The organism is Xanthomonas massiliensis (assembly GCF_900018785.1).
Lineage (GTDB): Bacteria > Pseudomonadota > Gammaproteobacteria > Xanthomonadales > Xanthomonadaceae > Xanthomonas_B > Xanthomonas_B massiliensis.
Map to the genome: position 1 here is coordinate 396,977 of NZ_FCOY01000007.1, position 22,868 is coordinate 419,844.

General features: G+C 72.3%; 17 protein-coding genes. 9 read left to right on the forward strand and 8 right to left on the reverse strand.

The features are described 5' to 3' along the window. Positions 1–60 precede the first annotated feature (60 nt). The 3 genes from BN3794_RS11865 to BN3794_RS11875 all read right to left on the reverse strand — a co-directional run bounded on the left by BN3794_RS11865 (position 61) and on the right by BN3794_RS11875 (position 5,700). Positions 61–1,698 (reverse strand): NAD+ synthase, encoded by a 1,638-nt coding sequence (locus tag BN3794_RS11865; RefSeq protein WP_066097516.1) that lies wholly within the window; start codon positions 1,696–1,698, stop codon positions 61–63. Positions 1,699–1,874: 176 nt separating this feature from the next. After that, positions 1,875–3,845, reverse strand: a complete 1,971-nt coding sequence (locus tag BN3794_RS11870) for a peptidyl-prolyl cis-trans isomerase (RefSeq protein WP_066097517.1) — start codon at positions 3,843–3,845, stop codon at positions 1,875–1,877. A 91-nt stretch (positions 3,846–3,936) separates the two neighbouring features. Next, the gene (locus BN3794_RS11875) at positions 3,937–5,700 is read right to left on the reverse strand and encodes an autotransporter domain-containing protein (protein WP_187128076.1); all 1,764 of its coding nucleotides are present in this window, start codon (positions 5,698–5,700) and stop codon (positions 3,937–3,939) included. 241 nt (positions 5,701–5,941) lie between these two features. Here BN3794_RS11875 and trmB point away from each other — a divergent pair, with 241 nt between their 5' ends. Together trmB and BN3794_RS11885 are read left to right on the forward strand one after the other, a co-directional pair. Next, positions 5,942–6,715 (forward strand): tRNA (guanosine(46)-N7)-methyltransferase TrmB, encoded by a 774-nt coding sequence (gene trmB / locus BN3794_RS11880; RefSeq protein WP_066097519.1) that lies wholly within the window; start codon positions 5,942–5,944, stop codon positions 6,713–6,715. 64 nt (positions 6,716–6,779) lie between these two features. Then, positions 6,780–8,648, forward strand: coding sequence for an SLC13 family permease (locus BN3794_RS11885; RefSeq protein ID WP_066097520.1), 1,869 nt, complete (start codon positions 6,780–6,782; stop codon positions 8,646–8,648). Positions 8,649–9,231: 583 nt separating this feature from the next. On the opposite strand, the gene BN3794_RS11890 is transcribed toward BN3794_RS11885, so the two are convergent. Then, positions 9,232–9,543 carry a Rieske (2Fe-2S) protein gene (locus BN3794_RS11890; RefSeq protein WP_236493284.1) on the reverse strand — a complete coding sequence of 104 codons (312 nt, stop codon included), beginning with the start codon at positions 9,541–9,543 and terminating at the stop codon, positions 9,232–9,234. A gap of 229 nt (positions 9,544–9,772) precedes the next feature. On the opposite strand from BN3794_RS11890, the gene BN3794_RS11895 reads away from it, so the two are divergent. The 4 genes from BN3794_RS11895 (at position 9,773) to BN3794_RS11910 (ending at position 13,381) form a co-directional block, all read left to right on the forward strand. Continuing rightward, entirely contained in the window at positions 9,773–10,057 is a 285-nt protein-coding gene (locus tag BN3794_RS11895; RefSeq protein ID WP_425476725.1) for a hypothetical protein, read from the forward strand. 58 nt (positions 10,058–10,115) lie between these two features. Next, complete coding sequence (locus tag BN3794_RS11900) at positions 10,116–10,823, forward strand: fumarylacetoacetate hydrolase family protein (protein WP_066097523.1); 708 nt, start codon at positions 10,116–10,118, stop codon at positions 10,821–10,823. Positions 10,824–10,892: 69 nt separating this feature from the next. Continuing rightward, positions 10,893–11,297: a large-conductance mechanosensitive channel protein MscL gene (gene mscL / locus BN3794_RS11905; protein WP_066097525.1), complete on the forward strand. Its 405-nt coding sequence runs from the start codon at positions 10,893–10,895 to the stop codon at positions 11,295–11,297. Between the two features lie 677 nt (positions 11,298–11,974). After that, positions 11,975–13,381 carry a M28 family peptidase gene (locus BN3794_RS11910; RefSeq protein ID WP_066097527.1) on the forward strand — a complete coding sequence of 469 codons (1,407 nt, stop codon included), beginning with the start codon at positions 11,975–11,977 and terminating at the stop codon, positions 13,379–13,381. Positions 13,382–13,439: 58 nt separating this feature from the next. Here the strand turns inward: BN3794_RS11910 and BN3794_RS11915 are convergent, their stop codons facing one another. From BN3794_RS11915 to BN3794_RS11930, 4 genes are all read right to left on the reverse strand, one after another. Next, a complete protein-coding gene (locus tag BN3794_RS11915) occupies positions 13,440–13,988 on the reverse strand; it encodes a GNAT family N-acetyltransferase (RefSeq protein ID WP_160330920.1) in 549 nt (182 codons plus the stop codon). Between the two features lie 198 nt (positions 13,989–14,186). After that, entirely contained in the window at positions 14,187–15,056 is an 870-nt protein-coding gene (locus tag BN3794_RS11920) for a TrmH family RNA methyltransferase (protein ID WP_066097532.1), read from the reverse strand. Next, on the reverse strand, positions 15,049–15,621 hold the full coding sequence (locus BN3794_RS11925; RefSeq protein ID WP_066097535.1) for a GNAT family N-acetyltransferase: 573 nt from the start codon (positions 15,619–15,621) through the stop codon (positions 15,049–15,051). The genes BN3794_RS11920 and BN3794_RS11925 overlap by 8 nt, the downstream gene beginning before the upstream one ends. A 107-nt stretch (positions 15,622–15,728) precedes the next feature. Beyond that, a complete protein-coding gene (locus tag BN3794_RS11930; RefSeq protein ID WP_066097537.1) occupies positions 15,729–18,410 on the reverse strand; it encodes a M1 family metallopeptidase in 2,682 nt (893 codons plus the stop codon). 197 nt (positions 18,411–18,607) lie between these two features. Here BN3794_RS11930 and phoB point away from each other — a divergent pair, with 197 nt between their 5' ends. The 3 genes from phoB to ppk1 are packed head-to-tail and all read left to right on the forward strand — an operon-like array spanning position 18,608 to position 22,822. Beyond that, positions 18,608–19,297, forward strand: a complete 690-nt coding sequence (gene phoB, locus BN3794_RS11935; protein ID WP_066097539.1) for a phosphate regulon transcriptional regulator PhoB — start codon at positions 18,608–18,610, stop codon at positions 19,295–19,297. A gap of 45 nt (positions 19,298–19,342) precedes the next feature. Beyond that, complete coding sequence (phoR, locus tag BN3794_RS11940) at positions 19,343–20,686, forward strand: phosphate regulon sensor histidine kinase PhoR (protein WP_066097541.1); 1,344 nt, start codon at positions 19,343–19,345, stop codon at positions 20,684–20,686. 39 nt (positions 20,687–20,725) lie between these two features. Further along, positions 20,726–22,822: a polyphosphate kinase 1 gene (gene ppk1 / locus BN3794_RS11945; protein WP_066097543.1), complete on the forward strand. Its 2,097-nt coding sequence runs from the start codon at positions 20,726–20,728 to the stop codon at positions 22,820–22,822. Positions 22,823–22,868 lie beyond the last annotated feature (46 nt).

Here is a 22,868-nt window from a genome sequence, read left to right on the forward strand (position 1 = left end):
CGTGGGTCCCGCGTCCAGGCATCGACCTGCCGGCGGCCGCGACCCGTACCGGCCGCCAGCTCAGCCGCGGTAGCCGTTGGTGATCGGGTAGCGCCGCTCGCGGCCGAACGCGCGCCGCGACACCTTCGGCCCGGGCGCGGCCTGGTGGCGCTTCCACTCGTTGACGCGCACCAGGCGCAGCACCTTGTCCACCACCTCGGCGGCGTAGCCGGCGGCGACGATCTCCGCGCGCGACTGCTCCTGGTCCACGTAGCGGTAGAGGATCGCGTCGAGCACGTCGTAGGGCGGCAGCGAGTCCTGGTCGGTCTGGTTCTCGCGCAGCTCGGCCGAGGGCGGGCGGGCGATCACCGCCGGCGGGATCACCGGCGCGCCGCCCACGGTGTTGCGCCACTTGGCCAGGCCGAACACCTCGGTCTTGTACAGGTCCTTGATCGGCGCGTAGCCGCCGCACATGTCGCCGTAGATGGTGGCGTAGCCGACCGCGTACTCGCTCTTGTTGCCGGTGGTCAGCAGCAGCCCGCCGAACTTGTTGGCCAGCGCCATCAGGATCGCGCCGCGGCAGCGCGACTGCAGGTTCTCCTCGGTCAGGTCGGGCTCGGTGCCGGCGAACAGCGGCGCCAGCGCGCCGAGCATGCCCTCGAAGGCCGGCTCGATCGCCACCGTGTCCAGCTTCACGCCCAGCGCGGCGCACTGCTCGGCGGCCAGGTCGTTGGACAGGCCGGAGGTGTAGCGCGAAGGCAGGCGTACCGCGGTGACGTTGTCCGCGCCCAGCGCGTCCACGGCGATGGCCAGTACCAGGGCCGAGTCGATGCCGCCGGACAGGCCGACCCACACCCTGGAGAACCCGTTCTTGCGGCAATAGTCCTGCACCCCGCGCACCACCGCGCGCCAGGCCAGCGCATCCATGCTCTCGTCGCCGTCGTCCATCCACAGCAGCGGCGTGAAGCGGCGTGCGTCGGCGTCGTATTCCACCGCCAGCCACTGGTCCACGAACGCGGCCGCGGCCGGATGCACGGTGCCGTCGCCGTCGGCCACCACCGAGGCGCCGTCGAACACCAGCGCGTCCTGGCCGCCGACCAGGTTGAGGTAGGCGATCCCCGCCCCGCCCTGGCGGGTGCGCTCGGCCAGCAGCGCGTCGCGCTGGGCGTGCTTGCCGCGCTCGTAGGGCGAGGCGTTAGGCACCAGCACCAGCTCCGCGCCGGCGGCGACGGTGTCGTCCAGCGGCTGGTCGAACCACAGGTCCTCGCAGACCACCACGCCCACCTGCACGCCGCCGACCTCGAACACGCAGGCGCCGCCGTCGGGATCGACGTCGAAGTAGCGGCGCTCGTCGAACACCGCGTAGTTGGGCAGCTCGCGCTTGCGGTAGGTGGCCGCGACCGCGCCGTCGCGCAGCACGCTGGCCGCGTTGTAGACCACCGCGCCGGCGCTCTGCGGCCAGCCGACCACGGCCACGATGCCGCGCACGCCGCGCGCGATGCGCTCCAGCGCGCGCTCGCAGTCGGCCAGGAACCCCGGGCGCAGCAGCAGGTCCTCCGGCGGATAGCCGCTGACCGCCAGCTCCGGGAACAGCACCACGTCCGCGCCCAGCTCGTCGCGGGCCTGCGCGACCAGTTCGATGATCCGTTCGGCGTTCTTGTCCACCGCGCCGACCGGGAAGTCGAACTGCGCCAGGGCGATGCGGAGCGTGCGTGACATGTCGGTCGTGCGCCTCGTGTTGCGCCCGCGCGGGCGCGGGCCGGAAGAAGGCCGGCCGGCGGCCGGACCGCGCCATTATCCCAGATGGCGCACGCCGCCATTCCACGCCCCGCAAAACGCCACGGCCCCGGGCGCTGCCGGGGCCGTGGCGGTGGGACCGGCGCGACGACGCCGGGCTACAGCTGGGATTCGTTGAGGGTGATCTTGTCGCGCTTGCGCAGTGCCTGGATGAACGCCTTGGCGGCATCCACGCCGTCGAGCTGCTCCAGCTGCTGGCGCAGCGCGGTCTTCTGCTCGGCCGGCACCGCGGCCACGTCGCCCGGGGTGACCTTGTCGACCACGAACAAGGCCTGGCGGCCGTCGGGCATGGCGATGTGGCCGACCGCGGGCTTGCCGTCGGCCGGGGCCGGCGCGGCGAACACGGCGCGGTTGGCCTCGGCCGTGGGCAGCGGCGCGGTGCGCGGCAGGCCCGGCATCGGGGTGACCTGCAGCTTCTCGGCCGCGGCGATCGCCTGCAGGCTCTCGCCCTTGCGCAACCGCTCCACCAGGGCCTGCGCGGCCTGGGCGCCGGCCTGCTTCTGGCGGTCGGCACGGATGGCGGCGACGACCTGGTCGTGCACCTTGGCCAGCGGCTGTGCCTGGGCCGGGGTGTGGGCGGCGACGCGGATGATCACGCTGTGGTCCGGGCCCAGTTCGATCGGGTCGCTGGCGGTACCGTCGGCGATCAGGTTCTCGGAGAAGGCCTGGTGCAGCACCGCCGGGTTGGCGGCCAGCCCGGGGGCATCCTGGCGCGAGAACGGGCCGATCGTCTCCACCTTCAGGCCGGCCTGGGTGGCGGCCTGGTCCAGCGCGGTGGGGTTCTTGTAGACCAGGTCCACCAGCTTGCCGGACAGGTCGCTGTAGGCGCGGTCGCGGTCGGCCTGGCGCTGCTCGTCGGCCAGCTGCGCGCGGACCTCCTCGAAGCTCTTGCCCTGCCCGCCCTTGATCCCGCGGACCTGGATGACGTGCCAGCCGAACTCGGTCTTGACCGGGCCGACGATGGCCCCGTCCTGGGCGCCGAACAGGGCGTCCTCGAACGGCTTGACCATGGTGCCGCGCTCGACCCAGCCCAGGTCGCCGCCGTTGTCCTTGGAACCGGGATCCTGCGAATCGGCCTTGGCCAGCGCGGCGAAGTCCGCGCCCGGCTTGCGCGCCTGCTCGGCGATCTGCGCGGCCTTCTGCTCGGCCGCCTTCTGCGCGGCGGCATCGCTGCCGGCGGTGATCAGGATGTGCGAGGCCAGGCGCTGCTCGGGCGCCACGAAGCGGGCCTTCTCCTCGTCGTAGCGCTTGCGCAGGGCGGCCTCGTCCGGCTCGGCCGGTGCCGGCAGCTTGCTGCCGTCGACCTCCACGTACTGCAGGGTGACCTGCTCGGGCTGCATGAAATCGCGCGGATGGCCGTCGTACCACTGCTTGACCTGCGCCTCGGTGACCGGCGCGGTGTCCGCGGCCGGCTCGGGCAGCAGCGCGAACTGCACGTCGCGGGTCTCGCCGAGCAGGCGCAGGGTGCGCTCCAGCTCGCCCGGGGTGACGAAGGCCGACTCGACCAGGCCCTCGGGAATCACCGTCTGCTGCAGGGTATCGCGCACCAGCTGCTGGAACTGCGCCGGCGTGCGCGGCGGGGTGCCCTGGGCCAGCGCCATCTGGTAGGTGGCCGGGTCGAACTTGCCGTCGCTCTGGAACGCGGGGATCGCGGCGATGTAGTCGCGCACGGCGTTGTCGCCGACCACGATGCCGGCCTGCTCGGAGGCCAGCCGCATCACCTGCTCGTCGATCAGCTGGTCCAGCGCCTGGCGCTTGTTCTCGGTGCTCTCGAAGGCGCGCGCGTCGAAGGCGTCGCCCTGCTGCTCGCGCGCCTGCATGCGCAGCTGCTCGAAGCGGGCGCGGAAATCCTCGGTGCTGATCTCGTGGTGGCGCCACAGCAGCGACACCGGCCACCACGACGGCGCGGACGCCCACCAGGACGGCGGTGCGGCGACCTTGGCGACGTTGTTGGCGCCGACGCCACCGAGGTAGCTGTTGTCGACGACGAACAGGAACGGGATCATCAGCAGGCCGAGGATGGCCGTGGCGATCCATCCCGAGGTCTTCTCACGGAGTGTCTGCAGCATTGCGGGAATCTGGGCCTGGGGGCAGAGCCGCGCAGTTTAACCCGCTTCCCGGGCCGGGCGGGGATCGGCCCCGTCCGGCCCGGCCCGGCGATCAGAACGCGTTGCCGAAGGTGACGAATAGCGAGGTGTCGTGCGCCCCGCTCTGGCCGACCGTGGTGGCCACGCCGATGTCGCTGTGCAGGCCGCCCAGGCGGGTACGCGCGCCCAGCGCCAGGGCGCCGTAGCTGCGGCCGTAAGCCAGCCCCGGGACCTGGTACTCGCCCACCTCCGGCATCGACTGCAGCCAGGCCGAGGCCTGCTGCGGGCGCTTGAACTCGTGCTCCCAGCTGGCCTGCAGGTACGGCGAGACGCGCTCGCCCTCCATCCGCACCGCCCAGCCCACGCGCCCGGTGAGCGAGGTGGCGTCCTGGTCGCCGTAGCCCAGCGCGGTCGAACCGCCGCCGCTCTCGGTATAGCCGTCGATGGCGACCTTCTGCCAGGTCAGCGCGGCCAGCGGGCCGTGGCGCAGGGCGCCGGCGCTCCATTCCCAGCCGCCGGACAGCGCGGCGGTCAGGTCGTGGCCGTCGGGCGAGCCGGTGTGCAGGCGCCGCGCCGGGCCGAGATCGACCTGGCGGCGCACGTCGTAGCCCAGCCAGCTGTAGCTGGCCTGCAGGTTGACCCACGCCTGCGCGCCGTACCAGCCGGCGAAGGCGCCCACGCTGGTGTCGGTCTGGCGGAAGTTGCCGCGGCTCTGGCCGAAATCGGCCTTCAGGCGCTCGTAGCCGGCGAAGCCGCCGACCACCCAGGCGCCGCGGTTCCAGTCCAGCCCGAACAGCGCGGCCGGGGCGACGCCGTCGTACATGTCGCCGTGGTCGTAGCGCTGCGAGTCGCCGCGCACCCCGCCCCACCAGCGCAGGCCGTCCTGGCCCAGGCCGGCCGGATCGACATGGCCGGCCACCTGCAGGCTGCGCTCGCGCCCCAGGTTGGTGGCCGAGCGCGCCAGCACCTGCTGCAGGCGCGGCGCCTCGAGGATGGAAAGGGCGTACTGCGCCAGGATCGCGTGGGTCGCCGCCGAGGGATGCACGCCATCGGCGAACACGTAGGCGCTGGCCGCATCCGGGGCCACGTAGCTGGCCGGGCTGCAGGTCAGCGAGCTGCTGTCCAGGCAGCCCGGGTCGGTGGCGTTGCGGAAGCCGTAGGTGGCCGGGGCGGCCACCACCTCCTGCAGCAGGTGGAAGGTGTCCACCGGGATCACCCGGTAGCCATTCGCGGCCAAGCCGGCGAACAGGGCGCCGTTGTAGCTGCTGGCCAGCTGGGTCAGCGCCGCCATGCCGGCGGGGCCGGCGGCGCGGGCGCTCGGCGTCAGGCCCATGTCGGGCAGGGTCGGCACCAGGATGTAGCGCGCCCCGGCCGCCTGCAGCTGCCCCACCGCGCCGATCGTGCCGGTCACGGCGCCGGCCAGGGTGGTCTGCACCGGGGCGCCGGCGGCGATGGCGAAGATGTCGTTGGCGCCGGTCCACACCGTGTACAGCGCGTTGCGGTCGGCGCGGCCGCCGTTGGCGTCCAGGTAGCGCCCGACCTGGGAGAGCGTGGATTCGGCATCGCCGTTCTGCACGGCCGCGCGCGAGCCGCCCTGGGCGTAGTCGTCGCCGCCGGCGTTGTCCGAGGCGCCGTTGCCGCCGTAGTACTGGGCGACATATTCCGCCCAGACGTAGCCGGGGTTGGTGGTGAACTTGCCGATCACCGGCCGCACCGATTCCGGCAGCGCCGGCCGGTAGTGGCCCGAGTCGGTCAGCGAGTCACCGAAGAAGACCGTGCCCGAATAGGGCGATGCGGCCAGGGCCGGGGTCGCGGCGGCAGCCAGGGCCAGCGCCAGCAGGGAACGGGCGGGAAACGTCATGGGGCTCTCTCTCCAGGGAAACGCGGCGAAGACCGCGCCGGACGGCGCGGCAATGCGCGCATGGTTCCACCCCGCCCCCGCCGGTTCACGCTGCATCGCGCAAACGTGCGCGCCGTCGTGCCGCGCGATCGCCGCGGCGGTCCCGTCACGCCGGATCGGCGATAATCGCCGCCGTTTCCCTGCCCTGCCCGGCTCCGCCCGGCACCCCGCCCGCCGCATGACCGATCCGTTCACCAGCCCCGGCGCCAAGACGCCGCCCAAGCCCTTCACCCTGGAGGAAGGCGTGCGCCGCGTGCGCAGCTTCGTGCTGCGCCAGGGCCGCTTCACCCCGGCCCAGCAGCGCGCCTTCGACGAGCGCTGGCCGCGCTTCGGCCTGGACTACGCCGCCCGGCCGCGCGACCTGGACGCCACCTTCGGCCGGAACGCGCCCAAGGTGCTGGAGATCGGCTTCGGCAACGGCGAGGCGCTGCGCTTCGCCGCGCGCCAGGACCCGGCGCGCGACTACGTCGGCATCGAGGTGCACGCGCCCGGCGTCGGCCGCCTGCTCAATGCCCTGGCCGAGGACGGCACCGGCAACGTGCGCCTCTACCACCACGATGCGGTGGAGGTACTCGAGCACGAGATCGCCGATGCCGCGCTGGACGAGGTGCGCATCTATTTCCCCGATCCCTGGCACAAGAAGCGCCACAACAAGCGCCGCCTGGTCCAGCCCGCGTTCGCCGCGCTGCTGGTGCGCAAGCTGCGCCCCGGCGGGCGCCTGCACTGCGCCACCGACTGGCAGGACTATGCCGAGCAGATGTGGGACGTGCTCGACGCCACCGCCGGCCTGGCCAACCGCGCCGGCCCGCGCGGCCACGTGCCGCGCCCGGACTGGCGCCCGCAGACCCATTTCGAGACGCGCGGGCAGAAGCTCGGGCACGGCGTCTGGGACCTGCTGTACGACCGCACCGCGGCACCGGCACCGGGCCCGGACACGCCGCCGCCCGGCTGACGCGCGCCCGGTTCCCGCGTCCGCCCCCCGCCCCTCCATTCCCGAATCCCTGCCACCGGCCGCGATGGACACCACGCTGACGCTGACCAACGACATGAAGCTCGTCCTCGGGCTGGTCGGCTTCACCATGGCGATGTTCCTGTTCGAGCGCATCCGCGCCGACGTGGTGGCGCTGGTGGTGCTGGTGGTGCTGGGCATCAGCGGCCTGGTCGCCCCGGAGGAGATCTTCGGCGGCTTCTCCTCCGGCGCGGTCATCAGCATCATCGCCACCACCATCCTCGGTGCCGGGCTGGAACGCACCGGCGCGCTCAACCGCCTGGCCGGCTGGCTGCTGCGGCGCGCGCGCGGCAGCGAGCAGCGCCTGCTGCTGTGGACCTGCGGCGTGGCCGGCCTGAACTCCTCGTTCATGCAGAACCCGTCGGTGATGGCGCTGTACCTGCCGGTGGCCTCGCGGCTGGTGGCGCGCACCGGCCTGACCCTGCAGCGCCTGCTGCTGCCGATCGCCGCGGCGATCGTGATGGGCGGCGCGCTGACCATGGTCGGCAACTCGCCGCTGATCCTGCTCAACGACCTGCTCGCCTCGGCCAACAACAGCCTGCCCTCCGGCGCGGCCAGCATCGCGCCGCTGGGCATGTTCGCGCCGCTGCCGATCGGCGTGGCGCTGCTGCTGGCCTCGCTGCTGTACTTCCGCTTCCACGGCACCCGCCGCCTGCAGGAGGAGGAGACCCGGGTCAACGGCGGGGCCACGCCGGCGCGCACCGAGAGCTACTTCGCCCAGGCCTACGGCATCGAGGGCGACGTGTTCGAGCTCGACGTCACCGCCGAGAGCCCGCTGGTCGGCATGACCCTGGGCGAGGCCGAGACCCTGTACGACGCACCGCTGATGCTGGCGCTCAAGACCGGGACCGACACGCGCCTGGCGCCGCCCTCGGACATGCGCATCTGGGTGGGCAGCGTGCTCGGGGTGATGGGCCCGCGCCGGCAGGTGGCCGACTTCGCCCAGAACCAGTTCCTGCGGCTGTCCTCGCGGCTGAAGCAGCTGGGCGACCTGTTCAACCCGGCCCGCGCCGGCATCTGCGAGGTGCTGGTGCCGCCCAATTCGCGCTGGATCGGCAAGAGCGCGGCCGAGCTGCGCCTGCGCAAGCAGCACGGCATCAGCCTGCTGGCGATCAACCGCGACAAGCAGGTGATCCGCGACGACGTGCGCAAGGTGCCGCTGCGCGCCGGCGACCTACTGGTGGTGCACAGCATCTGGAGCGACCTGGCGCAGGCGGCCCGGGACCGCGATTTCGTCCCGGTCACCGATTTCCCCAAGGGCGAGCAGCGCCCGCACAAGTTCAAGATCGCCATGGCGATCTTCGCGGTGACCATCGCCATCGCCCTGACCTCCAAGCTATCGGTGCCGCTGACCCTGATGACCGGGGTGGCCGGCATGCTGCTGACCGGCGTGCTGCGCATGGACGAGGCCTACGCCGCCATCGGCTGGCGCACGGTCTTCATGATGGCCGGGCTGATCCCGCTGGGCTGGGCGATGGACAGCTCGGGGGCGGCGGCCTGGGTCGCCGGGCACACCGTCGACCAGTTGCCGCAGGGCGTGCCGGTGTGGGCCATCGAGATCGCCCTGGCGCTGCTCACCACCGCCTTCTCGCTGGTGATCAGCCACGTCGGGGCGACCATCGTGATGGTGCCCATCGCCGTCAACCTGGCGCTGGCGGCCGGCGGCAACCCGACCTCGTTCGCGCTGATCGTGGCGCTGTCGGCCTCCAACAACCTGATGACCTCCTCCAACCCGGTGATCTCCATGGTCACCGGCCCGGCCGACTACACCTCGCGCGAACTGTGGCGGGTGGGCGGGCCGCTGTGCCTGGTCTACACCGTCGTCGTGGTGGCCATGATCAACCTGATGGCCTGGGTCGCCGGGCACGGCGCGTAGGCAGGTTCCGTGGCAGCGGCATCCGGCCGGTGCCGGGCGGTGGCGTGCCGCCGTCCTGGCGACACCATGCCCGGGTGATTCCCGGACCACGGCCCGTGCCATGCGCGCCGGACCGGCAAGGCGCTGGCACTGTTGTGCGGCGGGGGGACACGGAAGTGGCGGACGAGGCGCATGTCGAACCCCAGGCGCGGCGGGTAGGCCCTTAGCTCGCAGGGCCGGCTCGCTCGCCCCGGTCGGCTTCCCGCTGTCTCTGACCGAGCCACGCCCAGACCTGCACCGGTCGTCGCGGCCCGAGCCGCTCACTCCCGACCGGCATCCTGCCGTCACTGCCCGAGCTTCCCGCCCTGGCCGGCACCCCGGCCGTCGCGGACCGAGCCGCTCACCCCCGACCGCATCCTGCCGTCACTGCCCGAGCCGCCCGCCCTGGGCGGCACCCGGCTGTCGCGGCCCGGGCGCCCGCCGCGGCCGGCATCGGCTATTCGCGATCCCGGCTTCCATACCGGCTGCGTGCCTATCTACATGTCCATCAAGATAGAGCGGCAGGATGCGGCGATGGCTACGCCGGAGTCGGGGCCGGGGGGCCTCAAGAGGACGACGGCGCCTGGGCCGCCCGGTCCAGCCATACGGCCCCGTCGCGCACCTGCACCGGCACCCGGACCAGGCCCTGGCCGCGGCAGGGCCCGGCCACGCAGTGTCCGTCCTCCAACGCGAAGCTGGCCCCGTGCACCGCGCATACCAGCAGGCCCTCGCGGCTGCGCAGGAACTGTCCCGGCGCCCAGTCCAGGCGCCGCCCGGCGTGCGGGCAGGCATTGAGGAAGGCCTGCACGCGGCCGTCCGCATCGCGCCACAGCAGCAACGATTCGATTCCGTCCGGCAGCGGCGCCTGGACTTCCATCAGGGTATCCGGCGCGAGTTCGGACAACGGCACCAGCGGGACGTGCGAAGCCATGGCGGACCCATCGCGGCAAACCCCGGATTGTGGCACCGACGCCGCGGCAAATCGCCGCTTCCACGAAATTCATTTCAAATACAATCGCTTATTTCGTTTCTAACGAAATTTTCACGCAATGCGCCGATATCGCCGCGATACTCCCGGACACCGCCCTGAAGGCGTTTACACAGATCTGCCGATGTCCATCCGCTTCCACTTCAACCGCTTCGGCCCCCTGCTGGAACCGCGCAAGCCGCGGCACCCGCTGGTGCGGCTGGCCGCCGGCCTGCTCGGCCTGGCGATCCTGGCGGTGATGGTGTTCGTGGGCGTGTTCGTCGGGGCTGCGATGATCCTGGTCGGCGTGGCATGGAAGCTGTTCAGTCAATACCGCAGGCGCCCGAGTGCGCCGGTCGACCCGCGCGTGGTCGATGCCGAGTACGAGATCGTACGCAAGCCGGCCCTGCCGCACCTGCCCTGATCCGGCCACCGCACCGCGCTGCTAGACTCCCGCGGGTTTTCCCCGGGAGTCCAATCTAATGAGCGACGTGATCCCTGCCCCGTCCCCGGTCCGCGTGCCGGTCGCCGGCGGCGGCAGTTTCCCCGTGCACCGCATCTATTGCGTCGGCCGCAACTTCGCCGACCATGCCCGCGAGATGGGCGCCAGCGCCCCGGCCTCGCGCGCCGAGCGCGGCACGCCGGTGTTCTTCCTCAAGCCGGCCGACGCCCTGGTAAGCGGCGATGCCGACGTGCCCTATCCTTCTGCCACCGGCGAGCTGCACCACGAGGTGGAGCTGGTGGTGGCGCTGGGCAAGGATGCCCCGCCCGGCGTGCTGCCGGTGGCCGAGGCCATGTCCCTGGTGTACGGCTACGGCGTGGGCCTGGACCTGACCCGGCGCGACCTGCAGGCCGCGGCCAAGGCCAAGGGCCTGCCGTGGGATACCGGCAAGGCGTTCGACCATTCCGCGCCGATCAGCACGCTGGTGCCCGCCGCCGCGGTGGCCGACCTGGACACGCTGGAGCTGTCGCTGGCCGTCAACGGCCAGGTGCGCCAGCGCTCGCTCCTGGACCAGCTGATCTGGAACGTGCCGGAGATCCTGCACGAGCTGTCGCGGCTGTTCGCGCTCAAGGCCGGCGACCTGGTGTTCATGGGCACGCCGGCGGGCGTCGGTCCGCTGCAGCGCGGCGACCGCTTCGAGGCGCGCCTGGACGGGGTGGCCACCCTGCACGGCGTCATTTCCGGCTGACGCCGGCTCGGCTAGGCTGTCGCCCACGGCACCGCGGTGCCGCCCCCTCACCTCACAAGGAGCTTCCCCATGGGCATGTTGAGCGAGTTCAAGGAATTCGCCATGCGCGGCAACGTCATCGATCTGGCGGTCGGTGTCGTGATCGGCGGCGCGTTCGGCAAGATCGTCACCGCGCTGGTGGACAAGATCATCATGCCGCCGATCGGCTGGCTGGTCGGCGGCATCGACTTCTCCAAGCTGGCCTGGACCCTCAAGCCGGCCGAGACCGGCGCCGACGGCAAGGAGATCCCGGCCGTGGTGATCGGCTACGGCGACTTCATCAACACCGTCATCCAGTTCGTCATCATCGCCTTCGCCATCTTCCTGGTGGTCAAGCTGATCAACACGCTGCACAAGAAGGCCCCCGCCGCCCCGGCCGCACCCTCGGAGGAAGTGCTGCTGCTGCGCGATATCCGCGACTCGCTGAAGAAATAGGCCCGGGTCGAGGACGGAAGCCCGGCTTCCGTCGCGCCTCCTGGAAGCCGCGCGCCGCCAGGCGCGCGGCTTTTTTGTGCGCGCCCTCGCAAGCGCCGCGTTTCCTGTGCGGGGACTCGGAAGGCAAGTCCCGTGCAAGAGCCCGCATGCCTGTACGGGGACCGGGAATGCGCATCCCTCGCCGGAGGCCGCATGCCCCGGTTCCGGGCCCCGGAACGCGGGCCTCGCACCGGCGCTCGTACATCCCGGCACGAGGACCATGTGCGCGGACCCGCCGGAACCTGCGGCTTCCGTCGCGCATCCCCGGAAGCCGCCGCCAGGCGCGCGGCGTCTTTGTGCGCATCCTCGCAAGCGCCGCGCATCTCGATGCGGAACCTCGGAAGGCAAGTCCCGGGCAAGAGCCCGCACGCCTGTACGGGGACCGGGAATGCGCATCCCTCGCCGGAGGCCGCATGCCCCGGTTCCGGGCCCCGGAATGCGGGGCTCGCGCCGGCGCTCGTATATCCCGGCACGAGGACCGAGTGCGCGGCCCCGCCGGAACCTGCATGCTTGTGCGGTGGCCGCAAACGCCAGTCCCTCGCCAAGACCCGTGCATCCCGTGCGGGGACAGCCAAGGCGAGTCCCTGGCAGAGCCCGTCGCACGCCCCGCTGATCCTTCCCCCAACACGGAGCCTTCCATGCATAGCCTTGCCACGCTTGCCGCCGCCGTCCTGCTGTCGCTGCCGGTCACGCCCGCCTTCGCCGCCGCGGCGCGCATCCCCGCCGCGGCGCTGGCCGAAGTGGACGCGCTGCGCACCCAGGCGCTGGCCGATGCCACCGGCTGGCAGGTCACCGAGTCGCTGACCACCGAGGTCGGCCCGCGCCTGGCCGGCAGCGAGGCCGATGCGCGCGCGGTGGCCTGGGCAGTGGCCAAGTTCAAGGAACTGGGCTTCGACAAGGTGTGGACCGAGCCGGTCACCTTCCCGAAGTGGGAGCGCCGCGGCGAGAAGGCCGAGGTGCTCGGCGCCCACGCCCAGCCGCTGGTCGTCACCGCGCTGGGCGGCAGCCCCGGCGGCACGGTCGAGGCCGAGGTGGTGCGTTTTGCCGACCTGGCCGCGCTGCAGGCCGCGCCGGCCGGATCGCTGGCCGGCAAGATCGCCTTCCTCGACTACCGCATGCAGCCGCGCCGGGACGGCGGCGACTACGCCAACGGCAGCGGCATCCGCGGCCGCGGCCCGTCCGAGGCCATCCGCAAGGGCGCCGTCGCCTTCGTGATGCGCTCGGCCGGCACCGACGCGCACCGCGTGCCGCACACCGGCATCACCCGTTTCGACGAGGGCCTGGCGCCGATCCCGGCGGCCGCGCTGTCGGCCCCGGATGCCGACCAGCTGGCCCGGCTGGCCGCGCTCGGCCCGACCCGCATCCGCCTGGCGCTGGACTGCGGCTGGAACGGCGAGGCGACCTCGTACAACGTGATCGGCGAGATCACCGGCAGCCGCCGGCCCCGGGAGATCGTGCTGATGGGCGGGCACCTGGACTCCTGGGACCTGGGCACCGGCGCCATCGACGACGCGGCCGGCATCGGCATCTCGATGGCCGCCGCGCGCCTGCTCAAGCCGCTCAAGCCGGCCCGCACGCTGCGCGTGGTCGCCTTCGCCAACGAGGAACAGGGCCTGTGGGGCGGGCGCGCCTATGCCCAGGCCCACGCCGGCGAGATCGCCCGCCACGTGATCGCCGCCGAGAGCGACCTCGGTGCCGGCCGCATCTACGGCTTCGACACCAGCGCATGGGAAAGCTCGCAGGAAGCGGTCGCCCGGATCGCCGGGGCGCTGCGCCCGCTCGGCATCGCGCCGATGCCCGGCCAGGGCGATCCGGAATCGGACATCGGCCCGATGGCCCGCCAGGGCATGGCCTGGGCCTGGCTCGGCCACGACGCCACCCGGTATTTCGACCTGCACCACAACGCCGACGACACCCTCGACAAGATCGACCCGGAGGACCTGGCGCAGAACGTCGCCGCCTACGCCGTGTTCGCCTGGCTGGCCGCGCAGACCGAAGGCGGGTTCGGCAGCCGAATCAAGGCGTCATTGCCGCCGGACCCGTGATGTCCTGTATCGGCAATGGCGCCTGTGTGCATGTGCCTCGTTCGCCTTCGCTGATGCGTCAGGATCGGGGCCGTCGTTCACGGGCCGGGCGGACCATGACCCGTTCGTCCGCCTCACCCCCGTAGCGGTGCCGCTGCTCGGGCGTGGCTTCGACGAACTCCAGCCGCCGCAACAAGCCCTGCGAACGATAATTGGCCGCCTTGAGCACGGCGACATGGGTATGGACGCCAAAACGGGCCGCCAGCTCGATCATCATCGCCGAGACCGCCGCGGTAGCGATGCCGCGTCTCCAGTAGCGGCTGTTGATTTCATAGGCCAGCAACGCACAGGAGTCCGGGAGCACCGTGGCCTGGACGTAGCCGGCCAGGTACCCCTCGGGCAGCCGGATCACCCAATTGAGCCAGCGCTGCCGGCCATCGGGCGAACTCCGTCGCTCCAGCCATGCAAAGCGGTCAAACAGCTCGCGCTCCGATTCGGGTGGTTCGTTCTCGAACTCGTAGATCGCCGGATCGCTCAACGCCTCGAACATCGCCGCTGCATGCTCCCGCGTCTGCGGCTCCAGCACCAAGCCGGCCACGGCCAGCGGGCGCATGATGTCGATCTGCATGCATGCTTCCTCTTCCATGCGCAAACGGTAACGGAGATCGGCAAGCCGACACAACGGCGCCATGCCGTTGAGGATTCGGCCCTATGCCTGCCCCGGGAGGGTCAGCAGGGCTCGCCGGCGCCCACGAAGTCCGGCATGCCTCTCCGGCTTCGGCGCTTGCACGGCGTCTGCGCGAGCAGCGTGGGCGTTATCGCGAAGCTAGCGCTGCGCTGACGTGCCAGGCGGCTGCTGGTGCCACCACGACGCCAGCAGCACCGCCGTGGCCGCGGCGACGTTGAGGCTTTCCACCGCGCCGCTGCCGGGAATGGACAGGCGCAGGTCGCAGGCGTCGGCGAAGCCGCGGTCCATGCCCGCGCCTTCGGCGCCCATCACGTAGACCAGCCGCGGCGGCAGCCGGGTGGCGAACAGGTCGGCACCGCCGTGCACCAGCGTCGCGGCGAGGACGAAGCCGGCCTCGTGCAGGTGCTCGTCGGCCAGCGCCGGCTTCGGCAGCTGCACCAGCGGCACCGCCTCCGCGCCGCCCTCGGCCACGCGCGCGGCCGCGCCGGACAGCGCCAGCGCCGAACCGGCCGGCAACAGGAGGCCGGCCGCGCCGAAATGTGCGGCCGAGCGCAGGATCGCGCCGAGATTGTGCGGGTTGCCGACGCCGTCCAGCCAGATCGCCAGCGCCGGGCCGGGGCGCAGGCCGGCCAGCCATTCCTCCAGCGGCAGCGGCTCCGGGCGCAGCACGTCGGCGACCACGCCCTCGTGGCGGTCGCTGCCGGCGAGCTTGCGCAGGTCGTCCTCGCCGACCACGCGGTAGCCGATGCGCTGGGCCACGCACCACGCCAGCAGCGCCTTGAGCTCGCCCATGCGGCGCTCGTCCAGGTACAGCTTGCGCAGCGCCCGCGGCCGCCGTTCGAAGGCCGCGCGCACGGCATTGAGGCCATACAGGCGCAGTTCCGGCGCTCGCTCGGGGCGTGGCGCCGGCGCATCGCCGGCAGCGGCGGCCGGTTCGCGGCGTGGACGCGCGGCCGACGGGCCGGGCTGGGGCGGGCGCTGCCGCCACGGGCCGCGGGGATCATTCATGGGACCAGACTCCGGTGGGTTCTTCGATGCGCGCGAACAGGCGCAGGTCGTGCAGATCGCCGTGGCGATCCACGACTGCGCAGCGCATGCGTCCTTCCTCGACGAAGCCGTTGGCCAGCAGCACGCGCGCGGAGGCGGGATTGTCGTCGAAAACGGTGGCCTCCAGCCGCGCCAGCCGCAATTGCCGCATCGCCCAGGGCGCGTAGGCCGCCACCACCGCGCGCATCACCCCGCGGTTCCAGTGCGCGCGGCCGAGCCAGTAGCCGAGCGAGGCGCCGCAGCGGCGCTCGCCGCGGCCGGGGCGCAGGCCGATGCCGCCGCAGGCTTCGCCGTCGATCTCGATGGCCCGCTGCAGGCCGTCGCCCTCGACCACGTGGCCGGCGAGGAAGGCCGCGCCGTCGGCGCGGGTGTACGGCACCGGGAAACGCGCGCCGAGGCCGCGCGCCACCTGCGCGTCGTCGGCGTGGCGGACCAGGGCGTCCAGGTCGCCGGCCCGCCACGGGCGCAGGACGAAGCCGGTGCCGTGCAGCACGGCGTCGGCGGCATCGGTCGCGGGATCGGGCATGGCAGCACCGGGAGCGGGTCGGGCCGCCATGATGCCGCAACGGCCCGGCGTGGCCGGCCATTGCAGGCGGCCACGCCGGGCGGTTGTGGCCGCCCGGCGCCCGGCCGTCAGCGCGCGATCGCCGCCGGGTCCTGCGCGTCCTTCAGGGCCGCGCACAGGCGCAGCGATTCGCCGGCCTGGGCCAGGCCGCGCGCGGCGCCGGTCAGCGTGGCCAGCTTCGGCTTGAAGAAAGCATCCAGGCGATCGGCCTCGGCCACCGAGCAGCCGCCGGACGCCGGCAGGCGCGGCAGGCCGCCGGCGGAGAACGCGCCGGTGCGCGCGACGATGCGCTCGTAGTTGGCGGTGAACCACGGCCAGAACGAATCGCGCACGGCCGGATCGGTAGCGCCGGGCAAGAGCAGCGAGAACATCTCGCCGACCTTGATGTCCGGGCTCAGCGCCAGTTCGCGCACGCGTGCCAGCTGCGCCGGGTCGCGGGTGAAGGACAGCCCGGCGATCAGCGCATTGCGCTGCACCGGATCGCCGGCCTGCTTCAGCGCCGCGACCAGGGTGTCGACCGCCGGCTCGCCGCGTTCGCGCACCACCGCGATCAGGGCGTTGCCGAGCAGGTCCGGCGGCACGGCGGCGAAATCGGGCGCACCGTCCTTGCCGGCCAGCACCGCATCGCCGTAGGCGAGCAGCGCCTGCTTCACCTCCGGCACCTCCAGCCGTGTGCCGAGCAGGCCGACCAGGTCCGAGCGCAGGGTGGCATCGTCCTGCGATTCGCCGGCGCGGGCGACGTAGCCGAGCTGGCGCAGCCGCGGCAGGTAGGCGTCGCGGGCGGCCTGGCGCAACGCGTCGCGCCGGGCGTCGGTGTCGGCCAGGTAGGCCCACAGCCAGGCGAAGCGCTCCAGCAGCGCGGTGGACACCTGCGCCGAGGGCGAGCCGGCCAGCCGGCGCAGGCCGGCCAGCACGTCGGCGGCATCGGCGTCGCCGCGGGCGAAGGCAGCGTCGATCGCATCGGCGTAGGCCAGCTGCTCGGCCTCGTCCAGATCGCCGATGTGCTGGCCGAGCCGGTCCAGCTGCGCCCTGGGCAGGCTGAAGCGGTAGTAGCCGGTGCCGCCGGCATTGGGCAGCACCCAGCTGTCGGCGCCCGCGCCGGGCAGCGCGATGCTCCCGCTGGCCGCATCGACCAGGCCGCAGGCGCTGCGGCTGCCGCCGGCCACGCCGTACTTCACGCACACCGGCACGCCCCAGGTCTGCGCCGCCGACCCGGTCGAACCGACCGGCAAGTAGCGCTGCTGGGTGAACTGCAGCGAATAGCCGCCGGGCGCGCCGGCCAGCTGCGCCTGCAGGTAGAGCACGCCGGGCTGCTCGATGAAGCTGGCGAAGGCGTGCCTGAAGTCCTCGCCCTTGCCGGCGGCATCGGCGATGGCGCCGATCAGGTCGTAGGCGGTGGCGTTGCCGAACCTGTGCGCCTGGATGTACCGGCGCATGCCGGCGCGGAAGGTGTCCGGCCCGACGAAGTGCTCGAACATGCCCAGCACCGCCGCGCCCTTCTGGTAGGTGATGCCGTCGAAGGCGGTCTCGATGTCGCCGTTGCCGGTGATCGGCTGGCGGATCTTGCGCGCGCTGACCAGGCTGTCGGCATTCATCGTGCGCTGGGCGCTGGCCACCCGGTCCAGGTCGGCGCGGAACTGCGGGCGCAGCGCCATCGTCACCTTCTGCTGCATCCAGGTGGCGAAGGCCTCGTTGAGCCACAGGTCGTCCCACCAGGCCATGGTCACCGTGTCGCCGGTCCACTGGTGGGCCAGCTCGTGCGCGGTGACGTTGAACGAACCCTGCACGTTGCGGGTGGGCGAGTGCTCGTCCAGCAGCAGCAGCCAGTCGCGGAAGGTGACGAAGCCCGGGTTCTCCATCGCGCCGGCGGAGAAATCCGGCGCGGCGACCAGGTCGAGCTTGCCGAACGGGTAGCCGAAGCCGTAGTAGTCCTCCAGGTAATGGATGATCTCCGGGGTCTGTTCCAGCGCGCGCTGCATGCGCGGGCCCTGCCCCCGGGCGGCCACCCCGCGCAGCGGCACCGGCTTGGCGCGCTCGGCGTCGGGCGCGATCGCCGGGCCGTCGACCACGTCCCACGGACCCACCGCGTAGGCCAGCAGGTAGGTCGGCAGCGGCCGGGTCTCGGCGAAGGTGACGGTCTTCCAGCCCTTGCCGGCCGGGGTGCTGGACACCTCGGCGGTGTTGGCCAGCGCCTGCTCGGCCTGCGGCACGGTCAGGCTGAGCGCGAACGGCGCCTTGAACCCCGGCTCGTCGAAGCCGGGAAAGGCGTAGCGCGCGCTGATCGGCTCCATCTGCGTCATCGCGTAGGCGCGACCCTGGTAGTCGACCTTGTACAGCCCCTGCAGCTGCTGGTTCAGCGGCGCGCTGTAGGCGATCTCCAGCGTCAGTGCCTGCGGTTCCAGGACGCGGCCGAAGTCGATGCGGGCCACGCCGGCCTGGGCGTCGGCCTGGTGCCAGGTGGCGGCGAACGCCTTGCCCCGGGCCGGGACCACCCGCGTGGCCGAGACCTCGAGCGCCTTGCCGTGCAGCCACAGGTGGTCCGCGGCCTCGGTCAGGCGCACGCGGATCTTCACGCTGCCGCTGAAATCAGCCTGGTCCGGATCGATCTTGAGGGCCAGCGCATAGTGCTCGGGCACGGCCCACTGCGGCAGGCGGCCGCCGGGCACGCCGTCCCTGGGAACGGCGGCAAGGGCGGTGGCGCAGCACAGCGCCAGGGTGGAGGCCAGGACAACGCGGGCGGGACGGTGCATCGGACAATCCTGTCATGGAACGGTAACCACGCACTGCACCACGGCCCGCCGCGGCGGTCATGTGCCCAAAGTGACAGGGGCGGGGATGCCTGGCCGGCCGACCGGGAGGACGGCGGCGCCCGCGTCCGTCACAATTGTCACGAAACGGTCACCCGATCGTCGTTTACTGCTTTGGCCCCTCCTTCAGGAACGCTCCTGTGCAGAAGCGCATCCTCATCGTCGACGACGAACCCGCGATCCGCGACATGGTCGCCTTCGCCCTGCGCAAGGGCGACTTCCAGCCGGTCCATGCCGGCGATGCGCGCGAGGCGCAGAGCGCCATCGTCGACAAGGTGCCCGACCTGATCCTGCTGGACTGGATGCTGCCCGGCACCAGCGGCCTGGAGCTGGCCCGGCGCTGGCGCCGCGACGAGCTGACCCGCGACGTGCCGATCATCATGCTGACCGCCCGCGGCGAGGAGAACGACCGCGTCGGCGGGCTCGAGGCCGGCGTGGACGACTACGTGGTCAAGCCGTTCTCGGCGCGCGAGCTGCTGGCGCGCATCCGCGCGGTGATGCGCCGTTCGCGCGAGGACGACGAGGACGGCAGCATCGCGGTCGGGCCGATCCGCATCGACGGCGCCGCCCACCGCGTGTTCGTCGGCGATGCGCCGGTGCCGATCGGCCCCACCGAGTACCGCCTGCTGCACTTCTTCCTCACCCACGCCGAGCGGGTGTATTCGCGCACCCAGCTGCTGGACCACGTCTGGGGCGGCAGCGTGTACGTGGAGGAGCGCACCGTGGACGTGCACATCCGCCGCCTGCGCAAGACCCTCGAACCGTTCGGCGCGCAGGACATGGTGCAGACCGTGCGCGGCGCCGGCTACCGTTTCTCCGCGGCGGCCTGACCCGCCGGCTTGCCCGCCCGCGCGCGCGGCCCCACCTTGTCCCCGATGCCCGAACTGCTGCGCCCCGCCTGGTTCCGTTCCCTGTGCCTGCTGGCCCTGGGCCTGCTCGCCGCGACCCTGGCGGGGGCATCCTTCGGCCATGGCTGGATGGCGCTGGCGCTGGCCGCGCTGGCCGCGCTGGGCTGGAATGCCTGGCACCTGGGGCGCGTGCTGCGCCGGCTGACCGACCGCCGCCGCGCCGCCCCGCCCGACGGCGACGGGGTCTGGGACGAACTGGACCGGCTGCTCTACCGCGGCCAGGTCGAGATGCGCTCGCGCAAGCGCCGCCTGCTGGCCATGCTGCGCGCCTACAGCGCCGCCGCCGCCGCCCTGCCCGACGCGGTGGTGGTGGTCGACCGCACCACCCAGCGCATCCAGTGGTTCAACGACGCGGCCACCACCCTGCTCGGCCTGCACCACCCGGCCGACCTGGACGCGCCGGTGGTCGAGCGCCTGCAGCCGCTGCCGCTGGCGCACTGGCTCGCCGCCGGGCGCAACGCCGAGCCGATGCTGGATGCGCCCTCGCCGGTGGACCCGGAGCTGCGCCTGAACCTGCGCCTGATCCCGTATTCGGACGACTACTGGCTGCTGACCGCCCGCGACGTGAGCAAGCTGCTGCACCTGGAGCAGGTACGGCGCGATTTCGTCGCCAACGTCTCGCACGAGCTGCGCACCCCGCTGACCGTGGTCCACGGCTACCTGGACATGCTCGACCCGGAGGACTACCCGGAGCTGGCGCCGATGCTGCTGGAGATGCGCAAGCAGTCCCAGCGCATGACCCAGCTGGTGGAGGACCTGCTCACCCTGTCGCGGCTGGAATCGCAGGAGCAGGCCGCGCCGGACGAGCCGGTGGCGATGCGGCCGATGCTGGCCACGCTGCGCCGCGAGGCCGAGGCCCACAGCCAGGGCCGGCATACCATCGAGATCGACGACGCGGCCGGCTGCGACCTGCTCGGTTCGGGCAAGGAGCTGCACAGCGCCTTCTCCAACCTGGTGGTCAACGCGGTGCGCTACACCCCCGCCGGCGGCACGGTGAAAGTGCGCTTCGCCCGCGAGGGCGACGGCGTGGCGATGGAGGTGGTCGACACCGGCTACGGCATCCCGGCCAGCCACATCCCGCGGCTGACCGAGCGCTTCTACCGCGTCTCCAGCAGCCGCTCGCGCGAGAGCGGCGGCACCGGGCTGGGCCTGTCCATCGTCAAGCACGTGCTCGGCCGCCACCAGGCCCGGCTGGAGATCCGCAGCGAGGTCGGCAAGGGCAGCGTGTTCTCCTGCCATTTCGGCCCGGCCCGGGTGATCGCGCGCGAATCCACCGGGGAAACACCTGGGGCGGCGCATGATCCCGCCTAGCCCCGTGCCGCCCCTTTCCGCCCATTGCAGGATCGCCCCATGAACCGCGCCAAGGCCGCCCTCCCCGTCCCCGCTCCGCCGGTGTCAGACCCGTTGCGCGACCCGTCGCTGTACCTGAACCGGGAACTGTCGCAGCTGGACTTCAACTTCCGGGTGCTGGCGCAGGCGCTGGACGAGACCGTGCCGCTGCTGGAGCGGCTGCGCTTCCTGTGCATCTCCTGCACCAACCTGGACGAATTCTTCGAGATCCGCGCGGCCACCGTGCGCCACGCCCAGGACTTCGGCCTGCCGCCGGCCCCGGACGGGATGAGCCCGCAGGCCATCCTGGTGGCGGTGCACGACCGCGCCGCCGACCTGGTGGCCCAGCAGTACCACTGCTGGAACCAGGTGCTGCGCCCGGCCCTGGCCGAGGCCGGGATCGGCGTGCTCGGCCGCAACTCCTGGAACGCGCGGCAGAAGCGCTGGCTGCGCGCCTACTTCCGCAACGAGATCATGCCGGTGCTGTCCCCGCTCGGCCTGGACCCGGCGCATCCGTTCCCGCGCATCCTCAACAAGTCGCTGAACGTGGTGGTGATGCTGGAAGGCACCGACGCCTACGGCCGCAGCGGCCACCTGGCGATCGTGCGCGCGCCGCGCTCGCTGCCGCGCATCATCCAGCTGCCCGCCTCGCTGTCGGACGGGCAGGACTTCGTGTTCCTGTCCTCGGTGCTGTCCTACTTCGTGGACGAGCTGTTCCCCGGCATGCAGGTCAAGGGCGCCTACCAGTTCCGCGTCACCCGCAATTCCGAGCTGGTGGTGGACGAGGACGAGGTGGAGAACCTGGCCCTGGCGCTGCGCGACGAGCTGGTCGACCGCGGCTACCGGCCGGCGGTGCGCCTGGAGATCGCCAGCGACTGCCCCAAGCCGATCATCCGCACCCTGCTGCAGAACTTCGGCCTGCCCGACAACGCGGTCTACCCGATCGACGGGCCCGTCAATCTCAGCCGCGTGGTCCAGCTCTACGACCTGGTGCAGCGCCCGGAACTGAAGTACCCGCCGTTCATCCCGCGCACGCTGCACGATGCCGACAACATCTTCGACATCCTCGCCAAGCACGACGTGCTGCTGCACCACCCCTTCGATGCCTTCACCGCGGTGCTGGACATGATCCGCCAGGCGGCGGTGGACCCGCAGGTGCTGGCGATCAAGCAGACCCTGTACCGTACCGGCAAGGACTCGGCGATCGTCGATGCGCTGATCCAGGCCGCGCGCAACGGCAAGGACGTGACCGTGGTGGTCGAGCTGCTGGCGCGCTTCGACGAGGAGGCCAACCTCGGCCTGGCCGACCGCCTGCAGGAGGCCGGGGTGCAGGTGGTCTACGGCGTGGTCGGCTTCAAGACCCACGCCAAGATGCTGCTGGTGGTGCGCCGCGAGGGCCGCAAGCTGCGCCGCTACGTGCACCTGGGCACCGGCAACTACCACAGCGGCACCGCGCGCCTGTACACGGACCTGGGCCTGATGACCGCCGATGCGGAGATCGGCAACGACGTGCACCTGCTGTTCCAGCAGCTCTCCGGGCTGACCGCCCGGGTCAAGCTCAAGCGCCTGCTGCAATCCCCGTTCACGCTGCACGCCGGCGTGCTCAAGCGCATCGAGCGCGAGACCGCGCACGCCAAGGCCGGGCGCCCGGGCCGGATCATCGCCAAGATGAACGCGCTCAACGAACCGAACGTGATCCGCGCCCTGTACACCGCCTCGCAGGCCGGCGTGCAGATCGACCTGATCGTGCGCGGCGCCTGCACCCTGCGCCCGGGCGTGCCCGGGGTGTCGGAGAACATCCGCGTGCGCTCGGTCGTCGGCCGCTTCCTGGAGCACAGCCGGGTGTACTGGTTCGGCAACGACGGCGAGGCGGAGATGTACTGCGCCAGCGCCGACTGGCTGGAGCGCAACCTGCTGCGGCGCGTGGAGACCTGCTTCCCAATCCTGGATCCGCGCCTGCAGCAGCGCATCTACCGCGAGGCGCTGGACAACTACCTGCGCGACAACCTCAACGCCTGGGAGCTGGGCGCCGACGGCCAGTACCGCAAGCAGGTGCCGGCGCCCGGGCAGGCGCCGCACTCGGCCCAGGCCACCCTGCTGGAAGCGCTGCAGCCCTGAGGCCGCCGCCGCTGCCCGCCGTGCCGGCGGCGGGCATCGGCTACCA